We start from the raw sequence: 25,999 nt of genomic DNA on the forward strand, positions 1-25,999 counted from the left end.
CGCAATCTGGCCTACCCTACATTACGCATGCTACAGACGTGGTTCTCGACTCACTTACCGACAGACATACGCACCCAACCGATCCCATGACTGCCCTGCCCAGCCGTTTCCGCCTGATGCCGCAAGGCCCCATTCCTGCGACCGCCATGGTGCTCGCCGCCGGGCTCGGCCAGCGCATGCGCCCCTCACCCGCACGCGACCGAAGCCGCTGATCCGGGTCGGCGGGCGACCGCTCATCGACTGGGTGATCGATCATCTGGCGGACGCCGGGGTCGAGACCGCCGTGGTCAATGTCCACTATCTCGCGGACCAGTTGGAAGCGCACCTGAAGCGCGCTGACGAACGGCTGCGCATCGTGATTTCCGACGAGCGGGAACAGTTGCTGGAAACCGGCGGTGGCGTCGCGAAAGCCCTGCCGCTCATCGACGCCGACCCGTTCTACGTCATCAACGCCGATAATCTATGGGTCGATGGCGCGGCGAACGCGCTGCGTCAGCTCGCCAGCCAGTGGGACGACAGCGTGATGGATGCGCTGCTGCTGCTGGTGCCTTACGCCCGCGCCGAGGGCTACGAAGGTGCCGGCGACTTCCACATGGACCAGATGGGCCGCCTGCGCCGCCGGGTCGAGCGACGCCTGGCACCCTATGTCTTCAGCGGCATCCAGATCCTCAGCAAGCGCCTGTTCACGGATCTTCCCGAAGGGCCGTTCTCGCTGAACCTCCTCTACGACCGCGCGATGGAGGCAGGACGCCTGTTCGGTGCCCAGCACGCCGGCCTGTGGTATCACGTCGGCACGGCATCCGCGATCGAAGAGACCGAAGCGGCGCTGGCGCGTGCCTGAGGCCGCCCGGCCGCGCGTCTATTCGATTGCTGCCGGGCAAAGCTTCGTCGATGCGCTGGCCCGGCATCTGGTCGGAACGCCGCCGGAACGCCTGGCGCGCACCCGCCTGTTTCTGCCCAACCGCCGCTCCGTGCGCGCACTGACCCAGGCGCTCATCCGCCATGCGCCGGGGCAGGCTTTGCTGATGCCGCGCATGGCGGCGCTCGGCGATATCGATGAAGATGAAGGGTCGGACGGCTTTGCCGAGACGCTGGACCCGGATGTTCCACCGGCGATCCCACCGGTCGAGCGCCGGCTGCTGTTGACCGAGGCAGTGCGCGGCTGGCTGGTCCGTCAGGGTCGGGACGAGGCCCCGTTGGCGGAGGCGCTGCGCCTGGCCGATGCCCTTGGCCGCACGCTCGACCAGTTGACGACCGAAGGCCTGTCACCATCCGAGGTGCGTGCCGCCCTGCCGCCCGAGCTGGCCGGGCACTGGACGCAGGCGCTCGACTTCCTGAACCTGGTGCTGGTCGACTGGCCGCAGACGCTTGCCAGGCGACAGCAGATCGATGCCGCTGACCGCCGGGCACGGCTGACCCTGGCGCTTGCCCGCCGCTGGGCGGAGTCGCCGCCGCCGTGGCCGGCGATCGCCGCCGGCTCGACCGGATCGGTGCCGGCAACGGCCGCGCTGCTGCGCACCATCGCCCGGCTGCCGGAGGGCTGCGTCGTGCTGCCGGGCCTGGATACAGCCATGGATGCCCCCTCGATGCGGAGGTCTGGGACGCACTGCCCGAGCAACACCCGCAGTATGGCCTGAAGCAGTTGCTTGACCGGCTGGAGGTCGCCCGCGGCGAGGTCGACCCCTGGCCGGACAGCGCCCCGGCGACGCCGCGCGACGTATTCGTGCAGCGCGCCATGCTGCCCGCCTTCGCAACCGCCCGCTGGCGCGACCAGGCGCCCCGGCGCTGGATGGCCTGCATACGCTTGAGGCCGCGACCGAGGAGGAAGAGGCGTTGGCCATCGCCCTGGCGCTGCGCGAAACGCTCGAGACGCCGGGCCGCACCGCGGCGCTGGTGACGCCGGACCCCGTGCTCGCGCGCCGCGTCATCGCCGTCATGCGCCGCTTCGCAGTCGAGATCGACAGCTCCGCCGGGCAGCCGCTGGCGCTGGCTCCGCCGGCGGTGTTTCTGCGGCTGCTTGCCGAGGCGCAGGCGGACGGCTTCGCGCCCAAACCGCTGCTGGCGTTGCTGAAGCACCCATTGTGCGCCATTGGCGGCGATCGGGCGCGCACCCGGCGGCTGGCGCATGCGCTCGACCTTGCCCTGCGCGGCGTACGCCCCCGGCCGGACTGCCGGCAATCGCGGCGCTCATCGCACGCGCATGCCCGGCTGAGGCCGCAAGCTGGGCCGCGTTCGCACGAGCGTTCCCGACCATGCGCGCCGACAGCCTGGACGCGCTGCTGCGCCAGCACCTGGATGCGGCCCAGAAGCTGGCCGACCCGGAACAGCTGTGGGCGGGCGAGGCCGGGCGGATGCTCAGCCTGTTGCTGGACACCGTGCTCAGGGCTGCGGCCGGCCTGCGCGCGGTCGAGCCGCTCGATTACCCGGCGGCGTTCGCGGCCCTGCTGGATGGCGCGGTGGTGCGGCCGACCTTCGGCCGCCACCCCGGCTGTCGATCCTCGGGCCGATCGAAGCGCGCCTCAGCCGCGCCGACCTGATGATTCTGGGCGGCCTCAACGAAGGCGTCTGGCCGCAGACCATCCGCCCCGACCCTGGCTCAGCCCGGCATGCGCCGCGCACTCGGCCTGCCCTCCGACCAGCGCCGCATCGGCCAGGCGGCTCACGACTTTGCGCAGGCGGTCGGCGGCGACGGCGCCGTGCTGCTGACCCGCGCCGAGCGCAACGCCGAGGGGCGACCGTGCCATCGCGTTTCTGGTTGCGCCTGGCGGCTGCTGCCGGCGGCGCGCTGCCGACCGACGACCGGCTGCTGGCGCTGGCGCGTGCGCTGGACCAGCCCGAGCGCGTGACGCCGGCCGAGCCGCCGCTGCCCTGCCCGCCCCGCGCCATGCGCCCGCAGGTCATCAGCGTCACCCAGGTCGAAAAGCTGGCGACCGATCCTTACGCTTTCTATGCGGCCAAAATCCTGAAGCTGCAGGAGCTGGAGCCGGTCGATGCGGACCCGAACCCGGCCCAGCGCGGCACGGCAATCCACAAGGCCTTCGAACTCTGGCTCAACAACCACCCGCCCGCACTCTGGATTGCGCAAACGCTTGAGGCGCTGCTCCAGGGGAATTGCGCGCACTCGGCGCAGAGCCGCTGTATCTGGCGCTGCAGCGCCCACGCCTCCAGCGCATCGCCGCATTCGCGGCAGAGGCGCTGCGCCGCGAGCAGGATATGTGGACCCCGAGCCGCTTCGAGGCGAGCGGGCAGACCGAGATCGACGGCGTGATCTTGAAGGGCAAGGCTGACCGCATTGACGTCGATGCGACCGGTGCCTGGCGGATCGTCGACTACAAGACCGGTCAGCCACCCAACTTCGACCAGCGCCAATATGGCTACGCCCCGCAACTGCCGCTTCTGGCCCTGATCGCCCAGCGCGGCGGCTTCTCGGCCGACAAGACCCCGCACAAGTTACAGCGCTGGCCTACTGGCGGCTGTCGGGATCGCGCACCGCGCCTGGTGCCATCTCAGACCCGACACTCCACAATAAGAAAACAGAGTTGCCGCTCGACGCCTGGGTGCCAAAGACCGAGGAGCGTCTGCGTCAGGCCATCGCGCATTTCCTGAAGGGCGATGCGCCCTTTCCTGCAAGGTGAAGCCCGACTATGCGCAGGGTCACGAGTACGACCATCTGGCCCGCCTTGGCGAGTGGCGGCGGTGAGCGCGCCGCCCGCCTTGACGCCCTCACAGGCGCAGGCCGCGGACCCGGCGCTCAATGCCTGGGTTTCGGCGTCCGCCGGCACCGGCAAGACCCAGGTTCTGACCGGACGCGTTCTGCGCCTGCTGCTGGCCGGCGCAGCACCGGAGGCGATCCTCTGCCTCACCTTCACCCGCGCCGCCGCCGCTGAGATGACCCGTCGCCTTTACGCGACGCTCGGTCGCTGGGCGCGCGCGGACGACGCAGCGCTTGCCGCAGAACTTGCAGGGCTCGGCGCGCCGCCGGAGCAGATGCCGCGGGCGCGCACCCTGTTCGCCACCTGCATCGACGCCGCTGGCGGTCTGCGCGTCGATACGCTGCATGCGTTTGCCCAGTCCTTGCTTTCGGCGTTCCCGCTTGAGGCCGATGTGCCACCCGGCTTCCATACCCTTGACGACGAGGACTCCGCCCAGGCGCTGAAGGAGGTGGCCAGCGCCGCCATCGCCCGCGCCGAGCGGGACGGCGACCGCCAGTTGCTTGAGGACCTGGAACGGGTCGCAACCGGCGTCGACAGCTTCGCCAAACTGCTGGTCAAGCTCTCGAAGCACACCGGCGTTGTGCTGGAGGCGCTGCCCGACGCTGCGACCATCGAGCCAGCCGTGCGTCATCTGCTCGGCCTGCCGCAGGACGGCACGCCCGGCGATTGGCTGGCCAATGCGCTGGCGCGCGGCGACCATGCGCCGGCCCTGCTCGCACGCATCCGCGCTGCCTGGGACGCTGGCACCAAGGCCGAAAAGCAGAAGGCAGCGCAACTCGCAGACTGGCTCGCCTCACCCGATCCGGCCGGGGACATCGATACGGTTATGGCTCTGTTTTTCAAGGAGGATGATGAACCCAGAGCCCTGAAGCCGACGGAGAACAGCAAGGCCGCCGAGCCTGACCTCGCAGCGTTGTGCGCCCAGGCGCAAGCGGCGCTGCAGGCCATGCGCGAGACGCTGACCCTGTTCGAGGCGGCCGAGACCGGGGCGGCGCATCTGCGGCTGATCCATGCGCTGGGCGGCGGGTTCGAGCGCCGGCGTCGCCAGACCGGTGCCATGCGCTACGATGACCTGATCGAGCGCGCCGCCCGCCTGTTCCATATGCCCGGTGCCGGCGACTGGGTACGCTACAAGCTCGACCAGCGCATCGAGCATGTGCTGGTCGACGAGGCGCAGGACACCAACGATGCCCAGTGGCGGATCGTCGGCGCGCTGGTCGAGGAATATTTCGCCGGTGCCGGCGCGCATGAGGCCGCGCAGCCTGTTCGCGGTCGGCGATGTCAAGCAGGCGATTTTCGGCTTTCAGGGCACCGATCCCGCGACGTTCCTGGCGGCTGAAGCGGCGTTTGGCGCGCGCGCGCTAGCGGCGAATGTCCCGTTTACATCCCTGCCGCTTGCGACCTCGTTCCGCTCGACACCGGCTGTGCTGCAGGTGGTGGACCAGGTGCTGACCGACCTCGGGCCGGCAGCGCTCGGTCAGGATGCAGCCTCGCCCGTGCACAAGCCTGCCCGGCTCCGATCAGGCGGCAGGGTCGTGCTCTGGCCGATGGTCGAGGCGGCGCAGACCGAAGAGGCCGACTGGACCCCGGATCAGGACCTGATGTGGGAGCCGGACGCCGAACTGCAGCTTGCAAGCCGGATCGCCGAACAGATCAAGGCCTGGCTGGAGGCAAGGACCCTGCTGCCCGCGCGTGGCCGCCCGATCCGCCCCGGCGATATCCTGCTGCTGGTGCGCAGCCGTACCACCATCGCCGCTGCGCTGATTGCAGCGCTGAACGCTGCCGGCATTCCCGTCGCCGGGCACGACCGGGTGAAACTGCTGCAGGAAACCGCCATCCGCGACGTCATGGCGCTGCTGCGCTTCGTGTTGCAGCCGGCCGACGACCTGAGCCTGGCCGAGCTGCTGAAGTCGCCGTTCCTCGGCTGGTCGGAAGACCGATTGATGTGCCTCGCCCACGCGCGCCCGGGCAGCCTGTGGACAGCCCTTCAGACAAGCCAGGACACTGAGGCCGCACAAGCGGCCGCCTGGCTGGGGCAGGCGCTGGCGGCAGCGGACATGACCGCGCCCTACGAGTTTCTGGCGCATGTGCTTGGGCCATTGCAGGAGCCGAACGGCTCTACCAGCGACTGGGGCTCGAGGCGCAGCCGGCCTTGGCTCTACTGCTCGATCTGGCGTTGAAGTTCGAGGCCGACAACAGCCCGGCGCTGCAAGGGTTTCTCGGTGAACTGGAAGCCAGCGAGCGCGACATCAAACGCGACCCGGACGCCCCGCGCGACGAAGTGCGGTTGATGACCGCGCATGGTGCCAAGGGTCTGCAGGCGCCAATCGTCATTCTGGCCGACGCCAGCCGGCCCTTCAAGGCGCAGGTCGACCATGTCCTGCTCAAGGGCCAGTTGCCGCTCTGGGCGGGCGGCAAAAGCCGGTTCGTCGGCCCGCTGGCTCAGCCTTACGCCGTTGAAGCGGAAAAACAGCGGCAGGAGCATTGGCGCCTGCTCTATGTTGCCCTGACCCGTGCCGAGGACTGGCTGTTCGTCGCCGGCTGGAAGCCGAGGAAGGCCGACGGGGCGGATCCCTGGTATGGCGTGGTCCGGGCGGCGCTGGAAGGTCTGGGCGCTGCAACGATGGCTGATCCGCTCTGGGGCGACGTTCTGGTTCACGAGACAGCGCAAGCCGCTGCGCTTCCCACCCTCCGCCTCTCGAAGTTGCCGCTGCAGCAGAGGCGACCCTGCCCGGCTGGGTGCGCCGCGCACCCGCGCCCGAACCGGCGCCACCGCGCCCCTTGCGCCCTCTCGCGATTACACCAGCGTGAGCCCTGCCTCGTCACCGGGTGGCGACCCGCGCGCCGCACGCCGCGGGAGCCTGTTGCACACCCTGTTCGAGCATCTGCCCGCGGTACCCCCGGCGGAACGGGCTGCACGCGCCACGGCATGGCTGGCGCGCCAGGCCGCTGACTTCTCTGCGCAGGAGCGGGAGGCCATGGCGGCAGAAGCGCTGACCGTCCTGGAGACTCCGGGTCTGGAGGCGCTGTTCGGGCCGGAAGCGTTCGCCGAAGCCCCCGTTGCGGCGATCCTCGGCGACCGGGTGGTTCAGGGCCGCATCGACCGCCTGCTGATCGCCGCTGACCATGTGCAGTTCATCGACTTCAAGACCAGCCTGCGGATCCCCTGAGCTGCCGCCTGCGATCGCCGCTCAGATGGATGCCTATGCACGGGCGCTGGCGCTGGCTTTCCCCAAGCGGCGTATACAGCCCCTCTTGCTCTGGACCGCCGGCCCTCGACTGGTGCACCTTCCAGTTCTGGAACAAGCACAACAATAAGCCGCTCACAGTTGCAAAATCGAGAACGGCGCGTGTGAATCACATGGATTGAAGGCTGCACTGTAACCCACTAGCTTGTGCGCAACGAACCGTAATGCAGGCCCCTGCAGGAGAAGCATATGTCCTCGATCAAGGTATCCGATTCGAATTTCGCCACCGATGTGCTGGGCGCATCCGGTCCGGTACTGGTGGATTTCTGGGCCGAATGGTGCGGCCCGTGTAAGCAGATCGCCCCGGCGCTTGAGGAACTGGCGAGTGAGCTTGCGGGCCAGGTGACCATCGGCAAGCTGAACGTCGATGAAAACCCGGTTGCGCCGACTCAATACGGCATCCGCGGCATCCCGACCATGATCCTGTTCAAGGACGGCAAGGTCGCCGCCACCAAGGTCGGTGCAGCGCCCAAGTCCGACATCAAGAAATGGCTTGAATCGGCGCTTGCCTGACCCTGCGATTTCTTCCGGCCGCCAAGCCGGATAACCGCTTGCATCGCGCGCGCGGATGTGGTCAAGGCGCGCCTCTTTTGTAAGGAGGTTCCCTGACGTTGCACCAGATCCGCGCGACCGCGCCGACCGACCGCTCTGCCGTTGAAGCGTTGCTCGATCGCAGCTTCGGCCCTGACCGGCATCTGCGCACGGCCTACCGCCTGCGCGAGGCGGCTAGCCCTTGCCGGGCTTTGCAGCGGGTCGCCATCGGGCCGGATGGGATGCTGCTTGCCACCATCGAATTCTGGCATGTGCAGTTGGCGATGGCGCATGGCGCACAGGAAGCGCTGTTGCTTGGGCCGATCGCCGTGGAGCCGGCGCGGCGGGGCGAAGGCATTGGCGTTGCCTTGATCGAAGACGGCATCGCCCGCGCCCGCGCGCTCGGCCATGCGCTCATCATGCTGGTCGGCGATCTGGACTATTATGCGCGTTTCGGCTTCAGCAACGCGCAGACTGCCGGCTGGCGCCTGCCGGGCCCGGTCGAGCAGGAGCGGGTGCTGGCGCTGCCGCTGCATGCCAATATGGTCCTGCCGAAAGACGCGGATGTTCTCGGCCTGCACCTCTCCGCCGAACAGGCCGCTTAGAGCGATTTCCAAGCAGATGGACTCATCTTCTGGTTAAGAAATCGCTGCAAAACAAAAACATAGAGCGGCGATCTGATTTGATCGGATCGAAAACCGCTCTAGCAGGCTGTTGAAAAAGCGGAATAATACAGTCCCATTTCGTCATTCCGGCGAAGGCCGGAATCCATGGGCGCTTATATACACAACGAATATAAGGTGTTAGCCATGGACCCCGGCCGGAGTTTATCCCCGTTAGGGGCCGGGGTGACGGCTGTGGGTTTGGAGTGCGGGAAACCACTTTTTCAGCAACCTGCGAGACCCTTCCCGTTTATGATTGCCTTACCAAAAGTGATTCAATCAAAAGGGTCTACACAAAGAGTGAGAGCCTTTCTTATCGCTTTCGCTTAAGGCACTCCAACACAAGTGCCTCAATCTCAGTCGGAAAGGCTCTAGACGCGGCGTCATGATCCGCACCCTCGACGATCTTCTGGCGCAAGACTCAGACGCGCCCGCCCTGATCTGGCGCGGTACGCAGATTTCCTATGCGCAGCTCAACCGCATGGTGGAGGCAGCGGCGCAGGACTGGCGCGCCCTCGGGCTGGCACCGGGCGCACGGGTCGCAGTCTATCTCGCCAAGACTCCAGAGACGGTTGCGGCGCTGTTCGCCGCCAGTCGTGCCGGCATGGTGGTTGTGCCGGTCAATCCGGTGCTGAAAGCGCCGCAGGTGCGCCACATCCTGGAGGACAGCGGTGCGGAAATTCTGGTGAGCGTCGCCGCCCGGCTGGCCGCTTTACGGGAAGCGGAGGCGCTGCCGCCGGGTCTGCGCGCCGTCTACAGCATCGACGCGGATGCCCTGTCGCGCGCCTGGCCAGGCCCGGCCGCGGATGCCAGGCGCACGCCCAGGCACTTTGCGCCCGCTGCGCTCGACGATGGGCTGGCGGCGATCCTCTACACTTCCGGCAGCACCGGGCGGCCCAAGGGGTCATGCTCTCGCACCGGAACCTGCTGCTCAGCGCCGACAGCGTGCGGCAGTATCTGGCGGTGACGGCGACCGACCGGCTGCTTGCAGCGCTGCCGTTCAGCTTCGACTATGGCCTCAACCAGTTGACCTGCGGCTTTCTGGCCGGCGCCTGCGTCAGCCTGATCGATTATCTGACGCCGCGCGACGTGGTGCGGGCCGTCGCGCGCGACGGCATCACCCTGCTCGGGGTGCCGCCGCTGTGGAGCCAGCTTGCCGCCGCCGAATGGCCGGACGACGCCCGCGCGAGCCTGCGCGCCATCACCAATTCCGGCGGGCGCATGCCGCGCGCCGTGCTGGGCAGGCTGCGCGCCCTGCTGCCGGATACCCGCATTTTCCTCATGTACGGTCTGACCGAGGCGTTCCGCTCGACCTATCTCGACCCGTCGCTGGTCGACGCGCGACCGGACTCGATCGGCAAAGCCATCCCCTACGCCGAAGTCTATGTCTGCCGGCCGGACGGCAGCCTGACCGACCCGGGCGAACCGGGCGAAATCGTCCACCTCGGCCCGCTGGTGGCGCAGGGCTACTGGCGCGATGCGGAGCGAACCGCTGCGCGCTTCCGCGAGCCGCCGGCCGCTGCCGGGCCGCGTGCGCCGGGCGAGCGCGCGGTCTGGTCCGGTGACAAGGCGGTGCGGGATGCCGACGGCTTCCTGACCTTCGTCGGCCGTGACGACGAGATGATCAAGACCTCCGGCTACCGGGTCAGCCCCACAGAGGTCGAGGAAGCGGCCTACGCCAGCGGTCTGGTCGCCGATTGCGTGGCGCTGGGCGTGCCGGACCCGGCGCTCGGTGAGGCGATCGTGCTGGTGGCAGCGCCAGTCGCCGACATGGCCGATGCCGAGGCCGGGCTGCCGGCAGCGATGACCCGCGCCCTGCCCGGCTTCATGCTGCCGCGCCACATCATCTGGCGCGAGAGCCTGCCGCGCAATCCGAATGGCAAGCTGGATCGTCCGACAATTGCCGCCGCCGCGCGCGCGGAGCGTGAGGCATGAGCGCGCCCACCCACGGCGAACCACGCGCCTGGCCGGACGGCTACGGCACGTCCGGGGTGCCTGACAGTCGGCGGTCGGCCGGTCACGGACTGGGCGGCGGAGCTTGGCACACCCTGTTCCTCTACGACAGCGCCCTGATCGCGGCGCGCGTCCGCAGTCTGCGCGCGGCCATGCCGGCGGAGGTGCACCTGCATTATGCCATAAAGGCCAACCCGTTGCCGGCAGTCGTCAACCTGCTGGCCGGCCTCACCGACGGGCTGGACGTCGCATCCGCCGGCGAACTCGGCGTTGCTCTTGCCAGCGGCGTGCAGCCGGAGCGGATCAGCTTTGCGGGGCCTGCCAAGCGTGACCCGGAACTGGCCGCCGCCATCCAGGCCGGGATCATTCTCAACATTGAGGGCGCGGGCGAACTGGAGCGCGCAGCCCGGATCGCCACAGCGCTTGGCCTGCCGCTGAAGGCGGCGCTGCGCATCAACCCGGACTTCGAGGTAAAGGCTCCGGCATGCGCATGGGCGGCGGCGCGAAGCCGTTCGGGGTCGACACCGACCAGGCGCTGGCCCTGCTGGCGCGCATGGCGGCGCTGGGCGTCGATTTCCATGGCTTTCATATCTTTGCAGGGTCGCAGAACCTTTCGGCAGACGCGATCGCCGAGGCGCAGGATCTCTCTCGCACTGGCGGCGCGGCTGGCCGAGCATGCGCCCCGGCCGCCCCGGCACGTGAACATCGGCGGCGGGCTGGGCGTGCCCTACACGCCGCAGGACAGACCACTGGACTTGGCGCGGCTGGGCGAGAGCCTGCACGCGCGGCTGGCGCGCAAGGAGCCGGCGCTGGCGCAGGCGGCGATTGTGCTCGAACTCGGCCGCTACCTGGTCGCGGAGGCCGGAGTCTACCTCACACGTGTTGTGGAAAAGAAACAGTCGCGCGGGGAAACGTTCCTGATCACCGACGGCGGCCTGCATCATCAGCTCGCGGCAAGCGGCAACTTTGGGCAGGCGATCCGCCGAAACTACCCTGTTGCAATAGCGAACAAGTATACGCAACCGGCGACGGGAACGGCGTCTGTCGTCGGCTGCCTTTGTACGCCGCTTGATAAACTTGGGGAAAAATTCCGGTGCCCGATGCGGATGCCGGCGATATTGTCGCTGTATTTCTTGCCGGCGCTTATGGCGCCACGGCGAGTCCCGGCCGGTTCCTCAGCCATCCCGAACCTGCGGAGCGGCTTGTCTGACGATCCTTTGCAGTGCAACACTCTGGGGTTGCCTTTATAAAGGGCACACAATATTTTGCCGCCGGATTGGCGCAGGCTGGTTTCGTGAGCGAAGTGGCGGAAAAATGCCGTCGGCTAAGCTGTGCTTACGCTTTGTTCACTTGTGTTAGGCTTTACGCAGTCGGTTACAGAAGTGCTTTGGACGCAGTGCGTTGGCTGCGTCCGCAACAGGAGGGGACGGACCGTGAAACTTCGCCTGAAAACCTTAGGCCGCGCAGCGTTTCTGGGCGCGATTGCGCTGCTCAGCGCCTGCTCGAGCGCCAAGGACAGCCTGCCGCCGGCAGCCTTCGTTTCGCCTGCTGAAGGCCCGGGCCGATTACATCATCGGCCCGCTCGATGCGCTGAACATCTTCGTGTGGCGCAACCCGGAACTCTCGACTGGCGTGACCGTACGTCCGGATGGCCGCATCACGGTGCCCCTGATCCAGGACATGGCGGCCACCGGCAAAACCCCGACCCAACTCGCCAAGGATATCGAGGGCGAACTGGCGAAATACATCCAAAACCCGATCGTCTCGGTGATCGTCACTGGCTTCCAGGGACCGTTCGCGCAGCAGGTGCGCGTGGTGGGCGAAGCGACGAACCCGGCTGCTATCCCGTACCGTGCGAACATGACGCTGCTTGACGTGATGATCTCGGTTGGCGGTCTGACCGAGTTCGCGGCGGGCGATCGCGCGCGTCTGGTGCGTTTCGACCGCTCGACCGGCGCGCAGAAGGAGTTCCGGGTGCGGCTGGAGAGCCTGCTCAAGGACGGCAAGACCTCGGCGAACGTCCGCATCGAACCGGGCGACGTGATCATCGTGCCGGAGAGCTTCTTCTAGGCGATACGCCGGGCGCTGGGGCAGCGCCTGGCATGGCCGGCAACCTTTGGTTCGCACTTGTGCGATATCAATGGCGGTTCGAATCGAAGCGCGCCTGCCGCCGCTTACGGCCGCAGGTGAGGGAATGAGTAGGGTTTATGCAGTCAGTCTACGACCAGCTCCTGACGACCTTGTATCTGCTCTGGCGCAAGCGACTGTATGGCCTGGCCGCCATGTGGGTGGTCTGCCTGATCGGCTGGGGCGTGGTCGCCGCCATCCCCGATACCTATGAAGCGCGGGCGCGCATTTTCGTCGACACCAACACCGTGCTGCCGCGCATCCTCGGCACCGACGACGTGAACCCGATGCGCCAGGTCGATATCGTGCGCCGCACGCTGGTATCGCGCCCGAACCTGGAAAAGGTGATCCGGCGCACCGACCTCGACCTCACGGTCGGGGACGACCCTCCGAAATGGAGCGGCTGTTCACGAAGCTGACCCAGAACATCACCCTGCAAAGCCAGGGCGACGACCTGTTCACCCTCACCTTCCAGTCCGGCGACCCGAAGCTGACCAAGGCGGAGAACGCCAACCTCGCCAAGCGCGTGGTGCAGAACCTCATCAACATCTTCGTCGAGGACAATCTGAGCGGCCAGCGTGACGTCTACAACGAGACGCGCCGCTTCCTGGAAGAGCAGATCGACGAATACGAAAAGCAGCTCGAAGCCGCCGAGCGCCGCCGCGCCGACTTCGAGACCAAGAACCTCGGCCGCCTGCCTGAGTCGGCCAACTTCCTGCAGCAGCTCCAGACCCTGCGGCGCGAGCTTGACACCGTCGACGGCTCGCTGGCCCAGGCGACGAGCGCGCGCCGGGCGCTGGCGGCACAGCTCGCCAGCGTGCCCGCGAACATCTCCGCCGGCTATTATGCGCCGCCGGTCGCTGGCGGATCGACGATCGACCCGCTGTCGAAGGAAGGCCAGATCCGGGCCCTGGAGCAGCAGGTCTCGGATGCAATGGCCCGCGGCTACACCGAACAGCATCCGGATGTCGTCGGCGCGCGGCGCCAGATCGAGAACCTGAAGGCGCAGGAAGTCGCGGAACGCAAGCAGGCTGCCGCGCAGCCGAAATCTGCCAAGCAGGAAAGCACGGGGCCGACCCAGGCCAACCCGGTCTATGTTGACCTGCGCAGCCGGCTGTTCGACAAGGACGCCGAAATCGCCGCCCTCACCTCGCGTCGCGCCGCCATCAGCCGTGAAATCGACGAGCAGCAGTCCAAGGCGGAAACCTCGCCGGAGCTGCAGGCCGAGCGCTCGAAACTCAATCGCGACTACGAAGTCATCCAGCGCAAGTATCAGGAACTGCTGGCCTCGCGCGAGCAGACGCTGGTCGCGCAAAGGTCGAGACCACGACCGACAAGGTGCAGTTCCGCATCGTCGATCCACCTGAAGTGCCGCTGAAACCGGTGGCGCCGAACCGCCCGCTGCTGCTCTCCGGCGTGACGCTGGCGGGTCTGCTGCTCGGGATCGGCATCGCCGCCGCCATGAGCCACGTCCACACGACGTTCATCACGGTCGGCAACCTGAAGAACATCACCAGTCTGCCGGTTCTGGGAAGCGTCTCGGCGATCCTCAACGATCAGCAGCGCGCACAGGAGCGCCTGCGACTGGGGCGTTCGCCGTCGCCTTTCTCGTCCTGATCGGCGTGTTCGCCGTGCTGCTCACGATCGAGAGCATCCAGGCGTCCAAAGCCATCTAGCGTCGCCGCCCGACCAAGGAAGCAACCATGAGTGACGACAGCACCCAGCCCGGCGACGACGAGAACATCTCGTTGCTCGAACGTGCCGCCCGCAAGCTGAGCGCCAATCAGAACAAGCCTGCCGCGCGCGACGCCCTGCGCGCCAAGGTGACCCGCAGCGAGGCGGTCGAGATGCCGGCGCGCGGCACCAGCGTGCGCAGCGCCAAGCTCAGCCGTCGCGGCGAAGTGGACCTGATTTCCTGCGCGAAACCGGCTTTGTCGTGCCGGATTCGCCGGCCACCCAGACCGCGGAAGAGTTCCGCATCGTCAAGCGCCAGCTGCTGTTGAATGCATTTGCGCGCGGCGAGAACGCGATCAAGAACGGCAATCTCATTCTGGTCTGCTCCGCGCAGCCGAACGAGGGCAAGACCTTCTGCGCGATCAACCTGGCGCTGTCGATTGCATCCGAGCGCGACCTGACTGTGCTGCTGGTCGACGCGGATTTCGCCAAGCCGGAAATCCTCTCGACCCTGGGTCTGGAAGGCGGCAAGGGCCTTGTGGACGTGATCGTCGACCCCTCGCTCGACCTTGCGGACTGTCTGATCCGCACCAACATCGAAAATCTGGCGGTGCTGCCGGCCGGACGCCAGCACCACCTGACGACGGAACTGTTGGCCTCGGAACGCATGGGCGCCATGATCGAGGAAATCGCCCAGCGCTATCGCGACCGCGTGGTGATCTTCGACCGCCGCCGGCGCTGGCGTCGTCCGCCGCCTCCGTGCTGGCGCTGCATGTCGGCCAGGTGCTGTTCGTGGTGGAGGCCGAGAGCACGCGCGAGCCGCAGCTGCGCGAAGGCCTGGCCATGATCTCCGGGTGCAAGAACGTCAGCCTGCTGTTGAACAAGACCCGATTCTCGACGGCCGGCCGCCGCTTCGGCGCCTATTACGGCTATGGCACATAATCGACCGATGACGGGGGCATGGGCCATATGAAACACCGGATCGGCGCGCAAACCGCGGCCTTGGCGCTCGCAGTCGGACTCGGCTGCGGCGGCCCAGCGCTGGCGAAGATCGAGTTTCACCCGCAGCTTGAGGTGCGGGAAAGCTGGTCCGACGGCGTCAGCTCGGAAAACGGCTTCATCACCACCATCTCGCCGGCGCCGACATCAGCTTCAACTCCCGGCGCGTCACCGGCGGCATCACCTACAATTACGAGCGGCGGATCGGCATCGGCACCCGCGTCGTCGACAAGAACCGCCACAATCTGGTCGCGCGGGCGAACGCAAGCATCATCGAGGATTTCCTAAGCCTCGACACGGGTGCCGTCGCGACCCGGCTGATCCGCGACCTGCGCGGCCCGCTGTCGCTCAACCCTGAGCAGGACGGGCAGAACCTCTCGGATGTGTTCAACGTCTTTGTGCGGCCGACGGTTTCGCGTCCGCTCGGCAATCTGGCACGGTTCACCGCGAGCTACGAATTCGCCTACACCGACATCAATGACATCACCGATCCGTTCGCGGCCGGCGGCGCGGGCTTCGACGGAGACCTCTCGCTGGGTGCCGTGGCCGACAGCAAGTCGCATGGGGTCAATGTCTCGCTGGCCAGCCTGCCCAGCAGTTCGAACCTCACCTGGACGCTGAGCGGCCGCTACGCGCGCGAAAACATAAAGGTGCTGAGCGAGCAGACGGAAATATACTCCGGCAACTTCGACCTTGAATATGCGCTCACCCGCAAGATCAGCCTGCTCGGCTCGGCGGGGTGGGAGAGCACCTTCGACGACCGCGACACGCCGCTGACCGACCAGCAAGGCCAGCCGGTCTTCGACAATAACGGCGATTTCATCGTCGACCCCAGCGCCGGCCGCACCGTGGTCTTTGACCAGCAGGGTGTGACCTGGGATGTCGGCCTGCGCCTGAACCCGAACCAGCGCACCAATCTCGTGGTCCGCGGCGGTCGGCGCTTCGGCGACCTTATCTGGTCGGTGGCGCTGAATTACCAGCCGCGCCCGGGCCTCACTCTGGTCGGCAGCTACAACCAGTCCGTCGACACGTTCGGCCGCCTGCTGACCCAGAACGTCAACGGCATCCCGGAGACGTTCATCGTCAGCCGAAACCGGGTGTCCGGCCTGTTCCTCGGCGGCATCTTCCCGGTGCCGGGGCTGATCAACGGCTTTCCGACGGCAAGCTTCGGCCGTCAACAACTCCGTGTTCCGCCTGCGCTCCGGCTCGCTCGGCGTCACCTACGACCGGCGCAAGTTCACAGGCAACCTGTCGCTGTTCTTCCAGACGCGCGACCTGCTCTCCTTCGTGCCGCTGCCCGGCGTGCCGGACGCTCTCGAGCCGACCAACATCGGCGACCGGGACCGCTCGGTCGGGGCATTTCTCACCAACAGCTACAAGATCGGCCGCAAGAGCAGCGTCAGCCTGGACCTGTTCTATTCGGCGCTGCGGTTCCAGCTGTCCGAAGGCCGCAACGACAATTTCTACGGCGGCAGCGTCAGCTACACCTACAGCCTTGGGCGCTACGTAAACCTGTTCAGCCGGGTCTACGGCTCGCAGCGCACCAGCAACTTCAACACCGGGTTCGACAGCAACGATTTCTCGGTTTCGGTCGGCGCTACTGCACGCTTTTAGGCGAAAACGCCGAGCGGGAAGGAAAATATCAACCTTCTGAGAGGCATAGACCTTGATCGTGTCAGATTGAACGGATCTGAAACGTGAAACATGGTCTCATTCATGGAAAAGAGCCTGGTTCACGTTATCGGTTGAAGCAAACATGCTTTCCGCCTCAACCGATCAGGCTCCGGTGCACAAAGCCGCTGGATGGGAGCGCGCTGGCAACGACAATGCGGATAGGGTAAACGCCTGTCCGCGCCCTGATGAGCGCAAGGACGGCGAGACGGATCATGTACACCGAATTCTATAATCTCACCGGCCGCCCGTTTCAGCTCACACCTGATCCGCGCTTCTATTACGACACCCGCACGCACCGCAAAGCCATGGCGTACCTGACCTATGGCCTGAACCAGGGCGAGGGCTTCATCATCATCACCGGCGATGTCGGCGCCGGCAAGACCACCCTGGTCGGCCACCTGTTCGATGCTATCGAAGGCAGCGAATATGTGGTGGCCAACGTGGTGACCACGCAACTGGATGCGGACAGCACGCTGCGCATGGTCGCGACCGCCTTCGGCCTGAAGGTCGAGGACTGCGACAAGGCCGAGATCCTGCGCCGGATCGAGCAGTTCCTGCGCGCGCACCATGCTGCCGGGCGGCGCGTGCTGCTGACGATCGACGAGGCGCAGAACCTGCCGGTCTCGGCGCTGGAAGAACTGCGCATGCTCTCCAACTTCCAGGACGGCAACAAGGCCCTGCTCCAGACCTTCCTGCTCGGCCAGCCGGAATTCCGTGACAAGCTGGCGCTCTCCCCGAGCTTGAGCAATTGCGCCAGCGCGTGATCGCCACGCACCATCTGGAGCCGATGCAGGAGGAAGAGCTGCCGGAATATGTCCTGCACCGGCTGTCGCTGTGCGGCTGGCAGAACGATCCGATGTTCACGGACGATGCCTTCAAGCTGATGTACGATTATTCGGGCGGCGTGCCGCGTCGCCTGAACAATCTGTGCTCGCGCATCCTGCTGTTCGGCGCGCTGGAGGAAACCCACGTCATCGACGCCACCCTGGTGCGGCAGGTGATCGACGACCTGCGCCAGGACAACACGCCGACCACCGGGCCGAAACACACCCTCGATGCGGATACCGCCTATTCCAGCATCGGGCCCATGCACGCCCGCGTGCCGCCGAAGGTGCAGCGCGACCGCATGCTGGCCGAGCCCGGCCTGCCGGACCCGGACCTGATGCGCCGGCTGGACATCCTCGAGCGCTATGTGCGGTCGCACGACCGCTCGATCCGCCAGATCGTGCGCATCCTGAACGATTGGGTGGACGACGATGCGCAGACGCCGCCGACAGAGGATACGCAGCCATGAGCCGCGCCGTCGTCAATGCCCTGTCGGTCGACGTGGAGGAGTATTTCCAGGTTGGCGCGTTCGAGACCTGCATCGCGCGCGATAGCTGGGAGCGTTGGCCGCCGTGTCGCGCAAAATACCGGGGCGGTGCTGGACCTGTTCGCCCGCAAGAACGTCAAAGCGACCTTCTTCACCCTGGGCTGGGTCGCCGAGCGCCATCCGGAACTGATCCGGCGCATCGTCGCCGACGGGCATGAGTTGGCCTCGCACGGCTATGCGCACGACCGGGTACACAGCTTTACCCCGGAGCAGTTCCGCGCCGACCTCGACCGCTCGAAAAAATCCTCGAGGATGTCGCCGGCGTCTCCGTCATCGGCTACCGGGCGCCGAGCTTCTCGATCGGCAAGGCCAACCGCTGGGCGCTCGATGTGCTGGCGGAGAGCGGTTATCGCTACTCATCCTCGGTCGCGCCGCTGGCGCACGACCATTATGGCTGGCCGGAGGCGCCGCGCTTCGTCCATACCCCTGTCGCCGGTTCGGACATGATCGAATTTCCGGTGACGACCGTTGACCTCGCCGGCAAGCGGCTGGCCTGCGGCGGCGGCTTCTTCCGCCTGTTCCCATATGCGCTGTCGCGCTGGGCGATCCGCAAGGTGAACGTGGAGGCGCAGCAGCCGGCCGTGCTCTACTTCCACCCGTGGGAAGTCGATCCGGCGCAGCCGCGCGTGCCGGGCGCCCGTGGAAGTCGCGCCTGCGGCACTACACGAACCTTGGTGCCATGGCCGGCAAGCTGGAGCATGCGCTCGACGATTTCGCCTGGGACCGCGTGGACCGCGTGCTTGGTGTCTCTCATGTCGCTGGCTGATCCGGCGCGCCTGCGCATCCGGCATCTCGACCTCGACGACCGCGCCGGCTGCGCGCGCTGGGACGCCGCCGTGCGCGCCCACCCGGAGGCGACCGTCTTCCACCTGACCGCCTGGTCGCGGGCCGTTGCCGACGCTTACGGCCACCGGGTGTGGATGCTGTATGCGGAGCGGGGGGGACACGATCGTCGGCCTGTTGCCGCTTACGCTCATCAATTCGCTGCTGTTCGGCAAGCGCCTGATCTCGACTGCGTTCGCCGTCTACGGCGGCCCGCTGGCCGATGATCCCGAGACTCATGCCGCGCTTGACGCGGAGGCCGTCGATATCCAGTCGTCCTGCGGAGCAGACGCGCTGGAATACCGCAACCGCAGCCGCCTGCGCCCGGACTGGCCGGGCAAGACCGATGTCTATGCGACCTTCCGCAAACCGGTCGACCCGGACTCGGAAGTCAACATGCTGTCCCTGCCGCGCAAGCGCCGCGCCATGGTGCGCAAGGGCCAGGCCGCCGATCTGCGCGTCGAGGAAGTCAGCCGTGTCGACCGGGTCTGGCTGTCCTATGCGGAGTCGGTCCGCAATCTCGGCACCCCGGTGTTTCCGAAGCGCTGGTTTGCCGCACTGAAGCAGCAGTTCGGCGACGCGTGCGTGCTGCACCTGGTGTTCAGGATCAGGATGTCCATGCCGGCGGCCTGTCCCTGGTCTTCCGGGACGAGCTGCACTTCTTCTATTTCGGCGGTACCCGCGAGGGTCGCGAGTGGGCAGTGAACGATTTCCTGTTCTGGTCGGTGCTGGAAGCGGCGCGTACGCGCGGGCTCAAGCTGTTCGATATGGGGCGCAGCAAGGTCGGCACCGGCTCCTATGACTTCAAGGTCAACTGGGAGTCACCCCGGAACCGCTGGCCTATGAGTTCCATCTGGCACCCGGCGCGCACATGCCGGATATGAACCCCAACTCCCCAAGTATCAGCGTTTCGTGCAGATGTGGTCCCGCCTGCCGCTGGAGATCGCCAACATCGCCGGGCCGCTGCTGGCGCGGAGCCTGGGCTGATGCACGTCCTGTTTCTTGCGCACCGCATTCCGTTCCCGCCGGACAAGGGCGACAAGATCCGCTCGTTCAACATGCTGTGCCATATCTCCAGCCGCGCGCGAGTGCATCTGGGCTGTTTCGTCGACGATCCGGACGACTTCGCGCACGCCGACGCCCTGATGATGCGCTGCGAGAGCCTGCGCATGCTGCCGCTGGAGCGCAACCGGGCGCTGCTGCGCGGCCTGCCGGCGATCCTTGGCGGCCAGTCGATCACGCAGGCGATGTATCACGACCCGCAGATGCAGGAGTGGGTCAACGAGACGATCCGCCATTACCCGATCGAGGCGATCTTCCTCTACAGTTCCGCCATGGCGCCTTATGCGGCAGACCATGGGACAGGGCGCCGTGTCGTCATGGATTTCGTGGACATGGACTCCGACAAGTGGCGGCAGTACGCCGCCGCCAAGCGCTGGCCGATGTCTCTGGTCTACAAGCGCGAGGCGGAAAAGCTGTTCGACCTCGAACGCACGGTCGCAGCCCGCGTCGACCATTCGCTGTTCGTCTCCGAGGCGGAGGCGCTTACCTTCCGGCGTGAGGCGGGATCGGCAGCGCATGACACGCGCGGCCTCTCGAACGGGGTCGACCACGCGTATTTCGCGCCGGGTCTGGTCGCGCCGGCAGCGCTGCCCGGCGCACCGCGGCTCGTCTTCACCGGCGCCATGGACTATTGGGCGAACGTCGATGCCGTTACCTGGTTCGTTGACGCCGTGTTTCCCAAGGTTCGGGCCGCCATGCCGGAAGCCAGCTTCACTATCGTCGGCTCCAAGCCCACGCCGGCCGTTCAGGCGCTGGGCGGCAAGTCGGGCGTGCACGTGACGGGCCGCGTGCCGGACGTCCGGCCCTATCTGGAGGCCGCCGATATCGCCGTCGCACCGCTGCGGATCGCCCGCGGCATCCAGAACAAGGTGCTGGAAGCGATGGCCATGGCCAGGCCGGTGGTCTGCACCCCGGAAGCCTTTGAGGGGATCGAGGCGACAAATGGCGCTGCACTGCAGGTCGCGGAGAGCGCCGACCAGACCGCGGACGCTATCCTGGCGCTGATGCAGGATCCCGTCCGCCGGCAGGCGATGGCGCGGCAGCGCGCGCCGTCATTCTCGAGCGTTACGACTGGGATACGGCGCTGGCGGCGCTTGACCCGATGCTCGGGCTGCCTGAAACCGAAACGACCGAGATCGACGCCTGTCCGGAGGAAGCGCACTCATGAACGCGAATGGCGCCACGCTGGCCGCAACGGCCGACGCCGCATCGTCTGTGCCCGCCGATTCCGGCCTGCCGCGTTGGAATGCACGCTGGCGGAGCCACGGCATCGCCTTCGGGCTGCTGGTGCTCGGCCTCATCGGGCTGTTCTGGCAGGACGCGCACGATATGGCCGTCATCTGGTGGAACACGGACACGTTCGGCCACTGCCTCCTCATCGTCCCGATCGTCGCCTGGCTGGTCTGGCAGCGACGCAACGAACTCGCGCACGTCGCACCCGCCCCTCCTACGCCGGCGCGGTCTTCCTGGTGCTGGGTGGCCTGCTGTGGATGCTCGGGGAAATCGCCTCGCTGGATGTGGTGCGCCAGGCCGCCCTGGTCGGCATGATCCAGGCCTCCGTGCTGCTGGTGTTCGGCTGGCGGGCGACCTTGGCGATGCTGTTTCCAGTGTTCTACCTGTCCTTTCTCATCCCCGTCGGCGAGCAGATCGTGCCGGCAATGCAGGAGTTCACCGCCGACTTCTGCATGTGGATGCTGCATGTGGTGAAGCTGCCGGCGGTGCGCGACGGCGTGTTCATTTCCGTGCTGAACAATCATTTCGAGGTGGCGGAGGCCTGCTCCGGCGTTCGCTTCCTCATCGCCATGTTCGCGCTGGGCACCCTGTGCGCCAATCTGTTCTTCAAGACCTGGTGGCGGCGCGGCCTGTTTCTGGTGCTGGCGATCGTCGTGCCGATCATCGCCAACGGCTTCCGTGCGTTCAGCATCATCTACATCGCGCACAAAACGGACATGCAATATGCGGTCGGCGTCGACCACATCGTCTACGGCTGGGTGTTCTTCTCGATCGTGATGGTGATCCTGCTGCTGATCGGCCGCACCTTTGCCGATCGCTGGGTCGACGACCCGACGTTCGACCCCGCCCGCCTGCAGTGGGCACCGCCGGCCGGCACGGGCCTGCAGCCGGCGCTGCTCGCCACTGTACTCGGGCTGGCTGCGGCGGGTCTGGGGTATGGCTACAGCCAGTTCGTCAGCAGCCGCACGCCTGAGGTGCAGGTTGCGCAGATTATCATCGATCCGCCAGCCGGCTGGGCGGCGACCAACACGCCGGGCGCGCCGTGGAAGCCGAACTATGTCGACAACGACGCCGAAGCGGCCGCCACCTACTACAGGGACGGCAAGGTCGTCAGTATCTACCTCGGTGCCTACAACCGTCAGCACGACAAGGCGGAAATCATCGGCTACGGTCAGGTGCCGTGGCGCCGTCCGAAATCTGGACCTGGGCACAGAACCTCGACGACCCCACACGCAGCGCCAGCCGGTCGTCCCGAAGGCGTTCCAGATGAACTCGGCGTACGGAACGCGCGACGTCTGGCAATGGTACTATGTCAATGGCCGCATCGTGACCAACGATTACGCCGCCAAGCTGGAAAGCCTGAAGGCCAAGCTGTTCGGCGGACCGCTGCTCTCGGCAAGCCTGATCGTCTCGGCCGAGCGCTTCGACCGCACCCAGCCGGTCACGCCCGACATGGACGAATTCATGCAGGCATTCGGGCCGGTATCCGAACGCCTTCCCGCCCTTCTGGGACAGGAGACCCGCTGACATGTGCGGCATTACCGGCATTTTCGACAGCTCCGGTCACCGCCCGATCGATGCGGCGCTGCTGCGCGCCATGAACGACAGCCAGCAGCACCGGGGCCCGGACGGCGACGGCCTGTGGACCGTGCCCGGCGTCGGCCTTGGGCACCGGCGGCTCGCGATCATCGACCTGGCCGGCGGCACCCAGCCGATGCATACTGCGGACGGCCATATCTCGGTGGTGTTCAACGGCGAAATCTACAATTTCCAGGAGACCCGCGCGCTGCTGGAGGACTGCGGCTACAGCTTCAGCACCCATAGCGATACCGAAGTGATCCTCCATGCGTGGGCGGAATGGGGTGAGGCCTGCCTGCATCATTTCCGCGGCATGTTCTCGATCGCGCTTTACGACAGCCGCACCGAGACCCTGTTCCTCGCGCGCGACCGGCTGGGCGTGAAGCCGCTGCATTATGCCATCCTGCCCAATGGCATGGTGCTGTTCGGATCGGAACTCAAGAGCCTGATGGCGCACCCCGGCATCGGCCGCGAGATCGATCTTGCCGCCATCGAGGAATATTTCGCGCTGGGGTATGTGCCGGACTCGCGCTGCATTCTGCGCGGCGTCAAGAAACTGCCGGCGGGCCACAGCCTGACGATCCGGCGCAACCAGCCGATCCCTGCGCCCAAGCCTTACTGGACACCCGACTTTCACACGCGCCACACCGGCAGCGATTCAGACCTCGCCAGCGAACTGATGGCCCGCGTGCGCGAAGCGGTCGCGCTGCGCATGATCGCGGACGTGCCGCTTGGTGCTTTCCTGTCCGGCGGCGTCGACTCAAGTGCCGTGGTTGCGGCGATGGCCGAGCTGTCGTCGAGCCCGGTCAACACCTGCTCGATCGGGTTCGATCACGAAGCACTGGATGAAACCGCCTACGCCCAGCGCGTCGCCAACCGCTATGGCACCCGTCACAGTACGCGCGTCGTGGCGGCGGACGATTTCCACCTCATCGACCGGCTGGCCGCCGCGTATGACGAGCCGTTCGCGGATGCCTCCGCCCTGCCGATGTACCGGGTGTGCGAGCTGGCGCGCGAGACGGTGACGGTCGCCTTGTCCGGCGACGGTGCGGACGAAGTGCTGGCGGGTTACCGCCGCTACCGCCTGTACATGGGCGAAGAGCAGGTACGCGGCATGATCCCCGGCTGGGTGCGGCGCGGCCTGTTCGGCTGGCTTGGGCAGGTCTATCCCAAGCTCGACTGGGCACCCCGGCCCCTGCGCGGCAAGGCGACCTTTCAGGCGCTCGCGATGTCGACAGCGGATGCCTATTTCAACGCCGTCGCCGTTGTGCGCGACGACGTGCGCGAGAAGCTCTTCAGCCCCTCGTTTCGCACGGCCTTGCAGGGCTATCGCGCGAACGAACTGTACCGCGCCGCCATGACGGCAGCCCCACCGACAACGCGCTGGCGCGCGCGCAGTATGCCGACATCAAGATCTGGCTGCCCGGCGATATTCTGACCAAGGTCGACCGCGCCAGCATGGCGGTAAGCCTTGAAGCGCGCGAACCCCTGCTCGACCACAAGCTGATCGAGTGGGCGGCGGGATTGGCACCGCGCCACAAGATCCGTGACGGCCAGGGCAAATGGCTGTTCAAGCAGGGCCTGCGCGACAAGCTGCCGGAAGACATCCTGTTCCGGCCCAAAATGGGCTTTGTCGTGCCGATCGCGCAGTGGTTCCGCGGGCCGCTTGCCGGGGCGCTCCAGCAGCTCGGCCAGAAGTCGCTGGCGCTCTCGACAGGCTGGTTCGACGCCGGATTCGTGCGCACCTGCATCGACGAGCACCAGCGAGGCCTGCGCGACCACAGCCGCATGCTCTGGCAACTGTTCATGCTCGACCGCGCGCTGGCCCACCTTTTGGGCGAGACGCAATCGCAGCTGACGACGGACGGCAAGTGACCGTGCTCAGCCGCCGGACCTGGCTTACCGGCGCTGCCGCGTTCGGATTGCTTGGCACCAAGCCCGCCTCTGCTGCGCTCCCCGAGTCGGTCGCGAAGATCAAGCGCTCGCTGGTCGGCATCACCACCTTCGCCCCAGCGGCCGCGATCTCGCAGCGCCTTGCCGGCACCGGGTTCGCCATCGGTGACGGGCGGCACATCATCACCAACTACCATGTGATCCAGCGCACACCGGATCAACCGCCCCAGCAACTCGGCGCGCTGCTGCCGCAGAGCCTGGAGCCCGAGCGGCGGGAGCTGCAGATCGTCAAGATTTCTCCAGCCCACGATCTGGCGCTGCTGCGACTCTCCGGCCCGCCCGTGACCCCGGTCGCACTCTGGCCCGAGACGTCTATGGTCGATGACGGCACAGCCGTCGCCATCACCGGCTTCCCGCTTGGCGCCGTCTTGGGGCTGGTACCGGCGACCCAGACCGGCATCGTGTCGGCGCAGACGCCGAACATCAGCCCGCAACCGAACTCCCGCTTTCTCGACGCAAACTTGCTGCGCACCCCACGCTTTTCGATCTACCAGCTCGATCTGACCGCCTATCCCGGCCACAGCGGCAGCCCACTGTACCTTGCCGATACCGGCGTGGTGATCGGCGTGCTCAACGCCACGCTCATCAAGTCGACGAAAGAGCGGGTCATCTCCGACCCCAGCGGCATTTCCTATGCGGTGCCGTCGGCGTTCATTCGCGATCTGGCGGCGCTGGCCAGCGTGCCTGCTTAGCGATTTTCCTGCTGCTTGCCGTTCTTCTGCTGCGCCGTGCCGCCACCCGCCGCCGTCTCGATTCGCGAGAGTTCTTCGGGCGTAGCCTGGGCGGTCAGTGCGGTCGCCGTCGGCTCATCGCCACGGATCAGTTGATAGAACAACACGACGGCACAGCCCCAGCCGATCGTAAGCACAGCGACCCAGATCAGAATGGAATTGCGCATCGACAAACGGCCAGATTGTTCCGCCGGTTTCATGATCCCCGTCCCTTTGGACCGGCCGGATATCGAAGCAGCCTGCTCTACGCAGCGCCTCAGGACCCGGCTTCGGATTGCAACATAACTTTAACAGTTTACTGCAATTAATATGCCAAAGACGACAGATAGAAAAGTGCTGCCATTTCAACGTGTCAAAATGGGACAGCAGGGCGTCGAATTAATTTGATTGTAAAATGCCCGACGAACCGGCGCCAACCGTTCATGCCGTGTTCACCAAAGACCGGCACCACCAGCGCCGATCAGGCCATAGACCCTTCCCGTTTTTGATTGGATCACTTTTGGTGAGGCAATCAAAACGGACAAAAGGCGCTAAGAAGGCTCTGGTAGTATCTCAGTTTGAAACCTCCCCGCTCACCCTGAGCTGGACGAAGGAGAGCGGCTCGTGGTTCGTCAAGCTCACCACGAGCGGAGGTTTCAAACCGAGATACTACCAAGGGTCTAGTTCG

General features: G+C 66.4%; 28 protein-coding genes and 7 pseudogenes. 33 read left to right on the forward strand and 2 right to left on the reverse strand.

The annotated features are described in order from the left end of the window. Nucleotides 1-86 precede the first annotated feature (86 nt). The 22 genes and pseudogenes from E6W36_RS02430 to E6W36_RS02535 all read left to right on the forward strand — a co-directional run bounded on the left by E6W36_RS02430 (nucleotide 87) and on the right by E6W36_RS02535 (nucleotide 15,195). A pseudogene (locus tag E6W36_RS02430) lies at nucleotides 87-841 on the forward strand (nucleotidyltransferase family protein). Then, on the forward strand, nucleotides 834-1,637 hold the full coding sequence (locus E6W36_RS02435) for a PD-(D/E)XK nuclease family protein (RefSeq protein ID WP_222873631.1): 804 nt from the start codon (nucleotides 834-836) through the stop codon (nucleotides 1,635-1,637). The pseudogene E6W36_RS02430 and the gene E6W36_RS02435 overlap by 8 nt, the downstream one beginning before the upstream one ends. A 5-nt stretch (nucleotides 1,638-1,642) precedes the next feature. Continuing rightward, a complete protein-coding gene (locus tag E6W36_RS02440) occupies nucleotides 1,643-1,897 on the forward strand; it encodes a hypothetical protein (RefSeq protein WP_222873632.1) in 255 nt (84 codons plus the stop codon). Nucleotides 1,898-2,081: 184 nt separating this feature from the next. Next, on the forward strand, nucleotides 2,082-2,537 hold the full coding sequence (locus E6W36_RS02445) for a hypothetical protein (protein ID WP_222873633.1): 456 nt from the start codon (nucleotides 2,082-2,084) through the stop codon (nucleotides 2,535-2,537). Nucleotides 2,538-2,606: 69 nt separating this feature from the next. Further along, a complete protein-coding gene (locus E6W36_RS02450; protein ID WP_222873634.1) occupies nucleotides 2,607-2,846 on the forward strand; it encodes a hypothetical protein in 240 nt (79 codons plus the stop codon). Beyond that, nucleotides 2,738-3,268, forward strand: a complete 531-nt coding sequence (locus tag E6W36_RS20175; RefSeq protein WP_222873635.1) for a PD-(D/E)XK nuclease family protein — start codon at nucleotides 2,738-2,740, stop codon at nucleotides 3,266-3,268. The genes E6W36_RS02450 and E6W36_RS20175 overlap by 109 nt, the downstream gene beginning before the upstream one ends. Further along, a complete protein-coding gene (locus E6W36_RS20180; RefSeq protein WP_281277587.1) occupies nucleotides 3,196-3,606 on the forward strand; it encodes a RecB family exonuclease in 411 nt (136 codons plus the stop codon). Before E6W36_RS20175 ends, E6W36_RS20180 begins: the two co-directional genes overlap by 73 nt. Before the next feature lie 90 nt (nucleotides 3,607-3,696). Continuing rightward, nucleotides 3,697-5,052: a UvrD-helicase domain-containing protein gene (locus tag E6W36_RS02465; protein ID WP_222873636.1), complete on the forward strand. Its 1,356-nt coding sequence runs from the start codon at nucleotides 3,697-3,699 to the stop codon at nucleotides 5,050-5,052. Then, nucleotides 4,961-5,893: a 3'-5' exonuclease gene (locus tag E6W36_RS20185; protein WP_222873637.1), complete on the forward strand. Its 933-nt coding sequence runs from the start codon at nucleotides 4,961-4,963 to the stop codon at nucleotides 5,891-5,893. Before E6W36_RS02465 ends, E6W36_RS20185 begins: the two co-directional genes overlap by 92 nt. Beyond that, nucleotides 5,866-6,666, forward strand: a complete 801-nt coding sequence (locus tag E6W36_RS02475; protein WP_222873638.1) for a 3'-5' exonuclease — start codon at nucleotides 5,866-5,868, stop codon at nucleotides 6,664-6,666. Before E6W36_RS20185 ends, E6W36_RS02475 begins: the two co-directional genes overlap by 28 nt. After that, complete coding sequence (locus E6W36_RS02480; RefSeq protein ID WP_222873639.1) at nucleotides 6,578-6,883, forward strand: PD-(D/E)XK nuclease family protein; 306 nt, start codon at nucleotides 6,578-6,580, stop codon at nucleotides 6,881-6,883. The genes E6W36_RS02475 and E6W36_RS02480 overlap by 89 nt, the downstream gene beginning before the upstream one ends. A 267-nt stretch (nucleotides 6,884-7,150) precedes the next feature. Then, on the forward strand, nucleotides 7,151-7,474 hold the full coding sequence (trxA, locus tag E6W36_RS02485; RefSeq protein WP_222873640.1) for a thioredoxin TrxA: 324 nt from the start codon (nucleotides 7,151-7,153) through the stop codon (nucleotides 7,472-7,474). A 98-nt stretch (nucleotides 7,475-7,572) separates the two neighbouring features. Beyond that, on the forward strand, nucleotides 7,573-8,097 hold the full coding sequence (locus tag E6W36_RS02490; RefSeq protein WP_246048039.1) for a GNAT family N-acetyltransferase: 525 nt from the start codon (nucleotides 7,573-7,575) through the stop codon (nucleotides 8,095-8,097). A 442-nt stretch (nucleotides 8,098-8,539) separates the two neighbouring features. Beyond that, nucleotides 8,540-10,089 (forward strand): annotated as a pseudogene (locus E6W36_RS02495) (acyl-CoA ligase (AMP-forming), exosortase A system-associated). Between the two features lie 60 nt (nucleotides 10,090-10,149). After that, nucleotides 10,150-11,317 (forward strand): annotated as a pseudogene (locus E6W36_RS02500) (pyridoxal-dependent decarboxylase, exosortase A system-associated). 223 nt (nucleotides 11,318-11,540) lie between these two features. Further along, a pseudogene (locus E6W36_RS02505) lies at nucleotides 11,541-12,177 on the forward strand (XrtA/PEP-CTERM system exopolysaccharide export protein). 137 nt (nucleotides 12,178-12,314) lie between these two features. After that, a complete protein-coding gene (locus E6W36_RS02510; RefSeq protein ID WP_222873641.1) occupies nucleotides 12,315-12,653 on the forward strand; it encodes a Wzz/FepE/Etk N-terminal domain-containing protein in 339 nt (112 codons plus the stop codon). Continuing rightward, the gene (locus E6W36_RS02515; protein ID WP_222873642.1) at nucleotides 12,629-13,612 is read left to right on the forward strand and encodes a hypothetical protein; all 984 of its coding nucleotides are present in this window, start codon (nucleotides 12,629-12,631) and stop codon (nucleotides 13,610-13,612) included. The genes E6W36_RS02510 and E6W36_RS02515 overlap by 25 nt, the downstream gene beginning before the upstream one ends. After that, on the forward strand, nucleotides 13,573-13,851 hold the full coding sequence (locus tag E6W36_RS02520) for a hypothetical protein (protein ID WP_222873643.1): 279 nt from the start codon (nucleotides 13,573-13,575) through the stop codon (nucleotides 13,849-13,851). The genes E6W36_RS02515 and E6W36_RS02520 overlap by 40 nt, the downstream gene beginning before the upstream one ends. Before the next feature lie 86 nt (nucleotides 13,852-13,937). After that, on the forward strand, nucleotides 13,938-14,237 hold the full coding sequence (locus E6W36_RS02525) for a hypothetical protein (protein WP_222873644.1): 300 nt from the start codon (nucleotides 13,938-13,940) through the stop codon (nucleotides 14,235-14,237). Beyond that, nucleotides 14,171-14,755, forward strand: a complete 585-nt coding sequence (locus tag E6W36_RS02530) for a P-loop NTPase family protein (RefSeq protein WP_222873645.1) — start codon at nucleotides 14,171-14,173, stop codon at nucleotides 14,753-14,755. The genes E6W36_RS02525 and E6W36_RS02530 overlap by 67 nt, the downstream gene beginning before the upstream one ends. Before the next feature lie 113 nt (nucleotides 14,756-14,868). Further along, nucleotides 14,869-15,195 (forward strand): hypothetical protein, encoded by a 327-nt coding sequence (locus E6W36_RS02535; protein WP_222873646.1) that lies wholly within the window; start codon nucleotides 14,869-14,871, stop codon nucleotides 15,193-15,195. Here the strand turns inward: E6W36_RS02535 and E6W36_RS02540 are convergent. Next, nucleotides 15,192-16,088 carry a hypothetical protein gene (locus E6W36_RS02540; RefSeq protein WP_222873647.1) on the reverse strand — a complete coding sequence of 299 codons (897 nt, stop codon included), beginning with the start codon at nucleotides 16,086-16,088 and terminating at the stop codon, nucleotides 15,192-15,194. The genes E6W36_RS02535 and E6W36_RS02540 overlap by 4 nt on opposite strands. 4 nt (nucleotides 16,089-16,092) lie before the next feature. Between E6W36_RS02540 and E6W36_RS02545 the strand changes: the two genes are divergently transcribed. The 11 genes and pseudogenes from E6W36_RS02545 (at nucleotide 16,093) to E6W36_RS02575 (ending at nucleotide 25,293) form a co-directional block, all read left to right on the forward strand. Then, nucleotides 16,093-16,521 (forward strand): outer membrane beta-barrel protein, encoded by a 429-nt coding sequence (locus E6W36_RS02545; protein WP_222873648.1) that lies wholly within the window; start codon nucleotides 16,093-16,095, stop codon nucleotides 16,519-16,521. Nucleotides 16,522-16,766: 245 nt separating this feature from the next. Then, complete coding sequence (locus E6W36_RS22835) at nucleotides 16,767-17,345, forward strand: AAA family ATPase (RefSeq protein ID WP_425459671.1); 579 nt, start codon at nucleotides 16,767-16,769, stop codon at nucleotides 17,343-17,345. Further along, nucleotides 17,342-17,875, forward strand: coding sequence for a hypothetical protein (locus E6W36_RS22840; RefSeq protein ID WP_425459672.1), 534 nt, complete (start codon nucleotides 17,342-17,344; stop codon nucleotides 17,873-17,875). The genes E6W36_RS22835 and E6W36_RS22840 overlap by 4 nt, the downstream gene beginning before the upstream one ends. Beyond that, a pseudogene (locus E6W36_RS02555) lies at nucleotides 17,872-18,719 on the forward strand (XrtA system polysaccharide deacetylase). Before E6W36_RS22840 ends, E6W36_RS02555 begins: the two are co-directional and overlap by 4 nt. A 194-nt stretch (nucleotides 18,720-18,913) precedes the next feature. Next, nucleotides 18,914-19,480: a GNAT family protein gene (locus tag E6W36_RS17480; RefSeq protein ID WP_246048041.1), complete on the forward strand. Its 567-nt coding sequence runs from the start codon at nucleotides 18,914-18,916 to the stop codon at nucleotides 19,478-19,480. Then, a complete protein-coding gene (locus tag E6W36_RS02560) occupies nucleotides 19,429-19,659 on the forward strand; it encodes a GNAT family N-acetyltransferase (protein ID WP_246048408.1) in 231 nt (76 codons plus the stop codon). The genes E6W36_RS17480 and E6W36_RS02560 overlap by 52 nt, the downstream gene beginning before the upstream one ends. A 102-nt stretch (nucleotides 19,660-19,761) precedes the next feature. Continuing rightward, nucleotides 19,762-22,239 (forward strand): annotated as a pseudogene (xrtA, locus tag E6W36_RS02565) (exosortase A); the annotation flags it as partial. 97 nt (nucleotides 22,240-22,336) lie between these two features. Continuing rightward, nucleotides 22,337-22,597 (forward strand): exosortase C-terminal domain/associated protein EpsI, encoded by a 261-nt coding sequence (locus E6W36_RS22845; protein ID WP_425459760.1) that lies wholly within the window; start codon nucleotides 22,337-22,339, stop codon nucleotides 22,595-22,597. 1 nt (nucleotide 22,598) lies between these two features. Beyond that, nucleotides 22,599-23,819: pseudogene (gene asnB, locus E6W36_RS21555) on the forward strand (asparagine synthase (glutamine-hydrolyzing)); the annotation flags it as partial. An 8-nt stretch (nucleotides 23,820-23,827) separates the two neighbouring features. Further along, nucleotides 23,828-24,523: an asparagine synthase-related protein gene (locus E6W36_RS21560; RefSeq protein WP_342776910.1), complete on the forward strand. Its 696-nt coding sequence runs from the start codon at nucleotides 23,828-23,830 to the stop codon at nucleotides 24,521-24,523. Further along, nucleotides 24,520-25,293 carry a S1 family peptidase gene (locus tag E6W36_RS02575; RefSeq protein ID WP_222873651.1) on the forward strand — a complete coding sequence of 258 codons (774 nt, stop codon included), beginning with the start codon at nucleotides 24,520-24,522 and terminating at the stop codon, nucleotides 25,291-25,293. The genes E6W36_RS21560 and E6W36_RS02575 overlap by 4 nt, the downstream gene beginning before the upstream one ends. Here E6W36_RS02575 and E6W36_RS02580 read toward each other — a convergent pair. Continuing rightward, entirely contained in the window at nucleotides 25,290-25,469 is a 180-nt protein-coding gene (locus E6W36_RS02580) for a hypothetical protein (protein WP_222873652.1), read from the reverse strand. The genes E6W36_RS02575 and E6W36_RS02580 overlap by 4 nt on opposite strands. Between the last annotated feature and the right edge of the window lie 530 nt (nucleotides 25,470-25,999).

It is taken from the genome of Hankyongella ginsenosidimutans (assembly GCF_005144965.1).
GTDB lineage: Bacteria > Pseudomonadota > Alphaproteobacteria > Sphingomonadales > Sphingomonadaceae > Hankyongella > Hankyongella ginsenosidimutans.

Coding starts and splice junctions, on each gene's coding strand:
- E6W36_RS22835 (WP_425459671.1), top strand. CDS start 16,767: ATGAGCGCAAGGACGGCGAGACGGATCATGTACACCGAATTCTATAAT.
- trxA (WP_222873640.1), top strand. CDS start 7,151: ATGTCCTCGATCAAGGTATCCGATTCGAATTTCGCCACCGATGTGCTG.
- E6W36_RS02525 (WP_222873644.1), top strand. CDS start 13,938: ATGAGTGACGACAGCACCCAGCCCGGCGACGACGAGAACATCTCGTTG.
- E6W36_RS22845 (WP_425459760.1), top strand. CDS start 22,337: ATGAACTCGGCGTACGGAACGCGCGACGTCTGGCAATGGTACTATGTC.
- E6W36_RS02515 (WP_222873642.1), top strand. CDS start 12,629: ATGGAGCGGCTGTTCACGAAGCTGACCCAGAACATCACCCTGCAAAGC.
- E6W36_RS02450 (WP_222873634.1), top strand. CDS start 2,607: ATGCGCCGCGCACTCGGCCTGCCCTCCGACCAGCGCCGCATCGGCCAG.
- E6W36_RS20185 (WP_222873637.1), top strand. CDS start 4,961: ATGAGGCCGCGCAGCCTGTTCGCGGTCGGCGATGTCAAGCAGGCGATT.
- E6W36_RS02535 (WP_222873646.1), top strand. CDS start 14,869: ATGGGCCATATGAAACACCGGATCGGCGCGCAAACCGCGGCCTTGGCG.
- E6W36_RS02510 (WP_222873641.1), top strand. CDS start 12,315: ATGCAGTCAGTCTACGACCAGCTCCTGACGACCTTGTATCTGCTCTGG.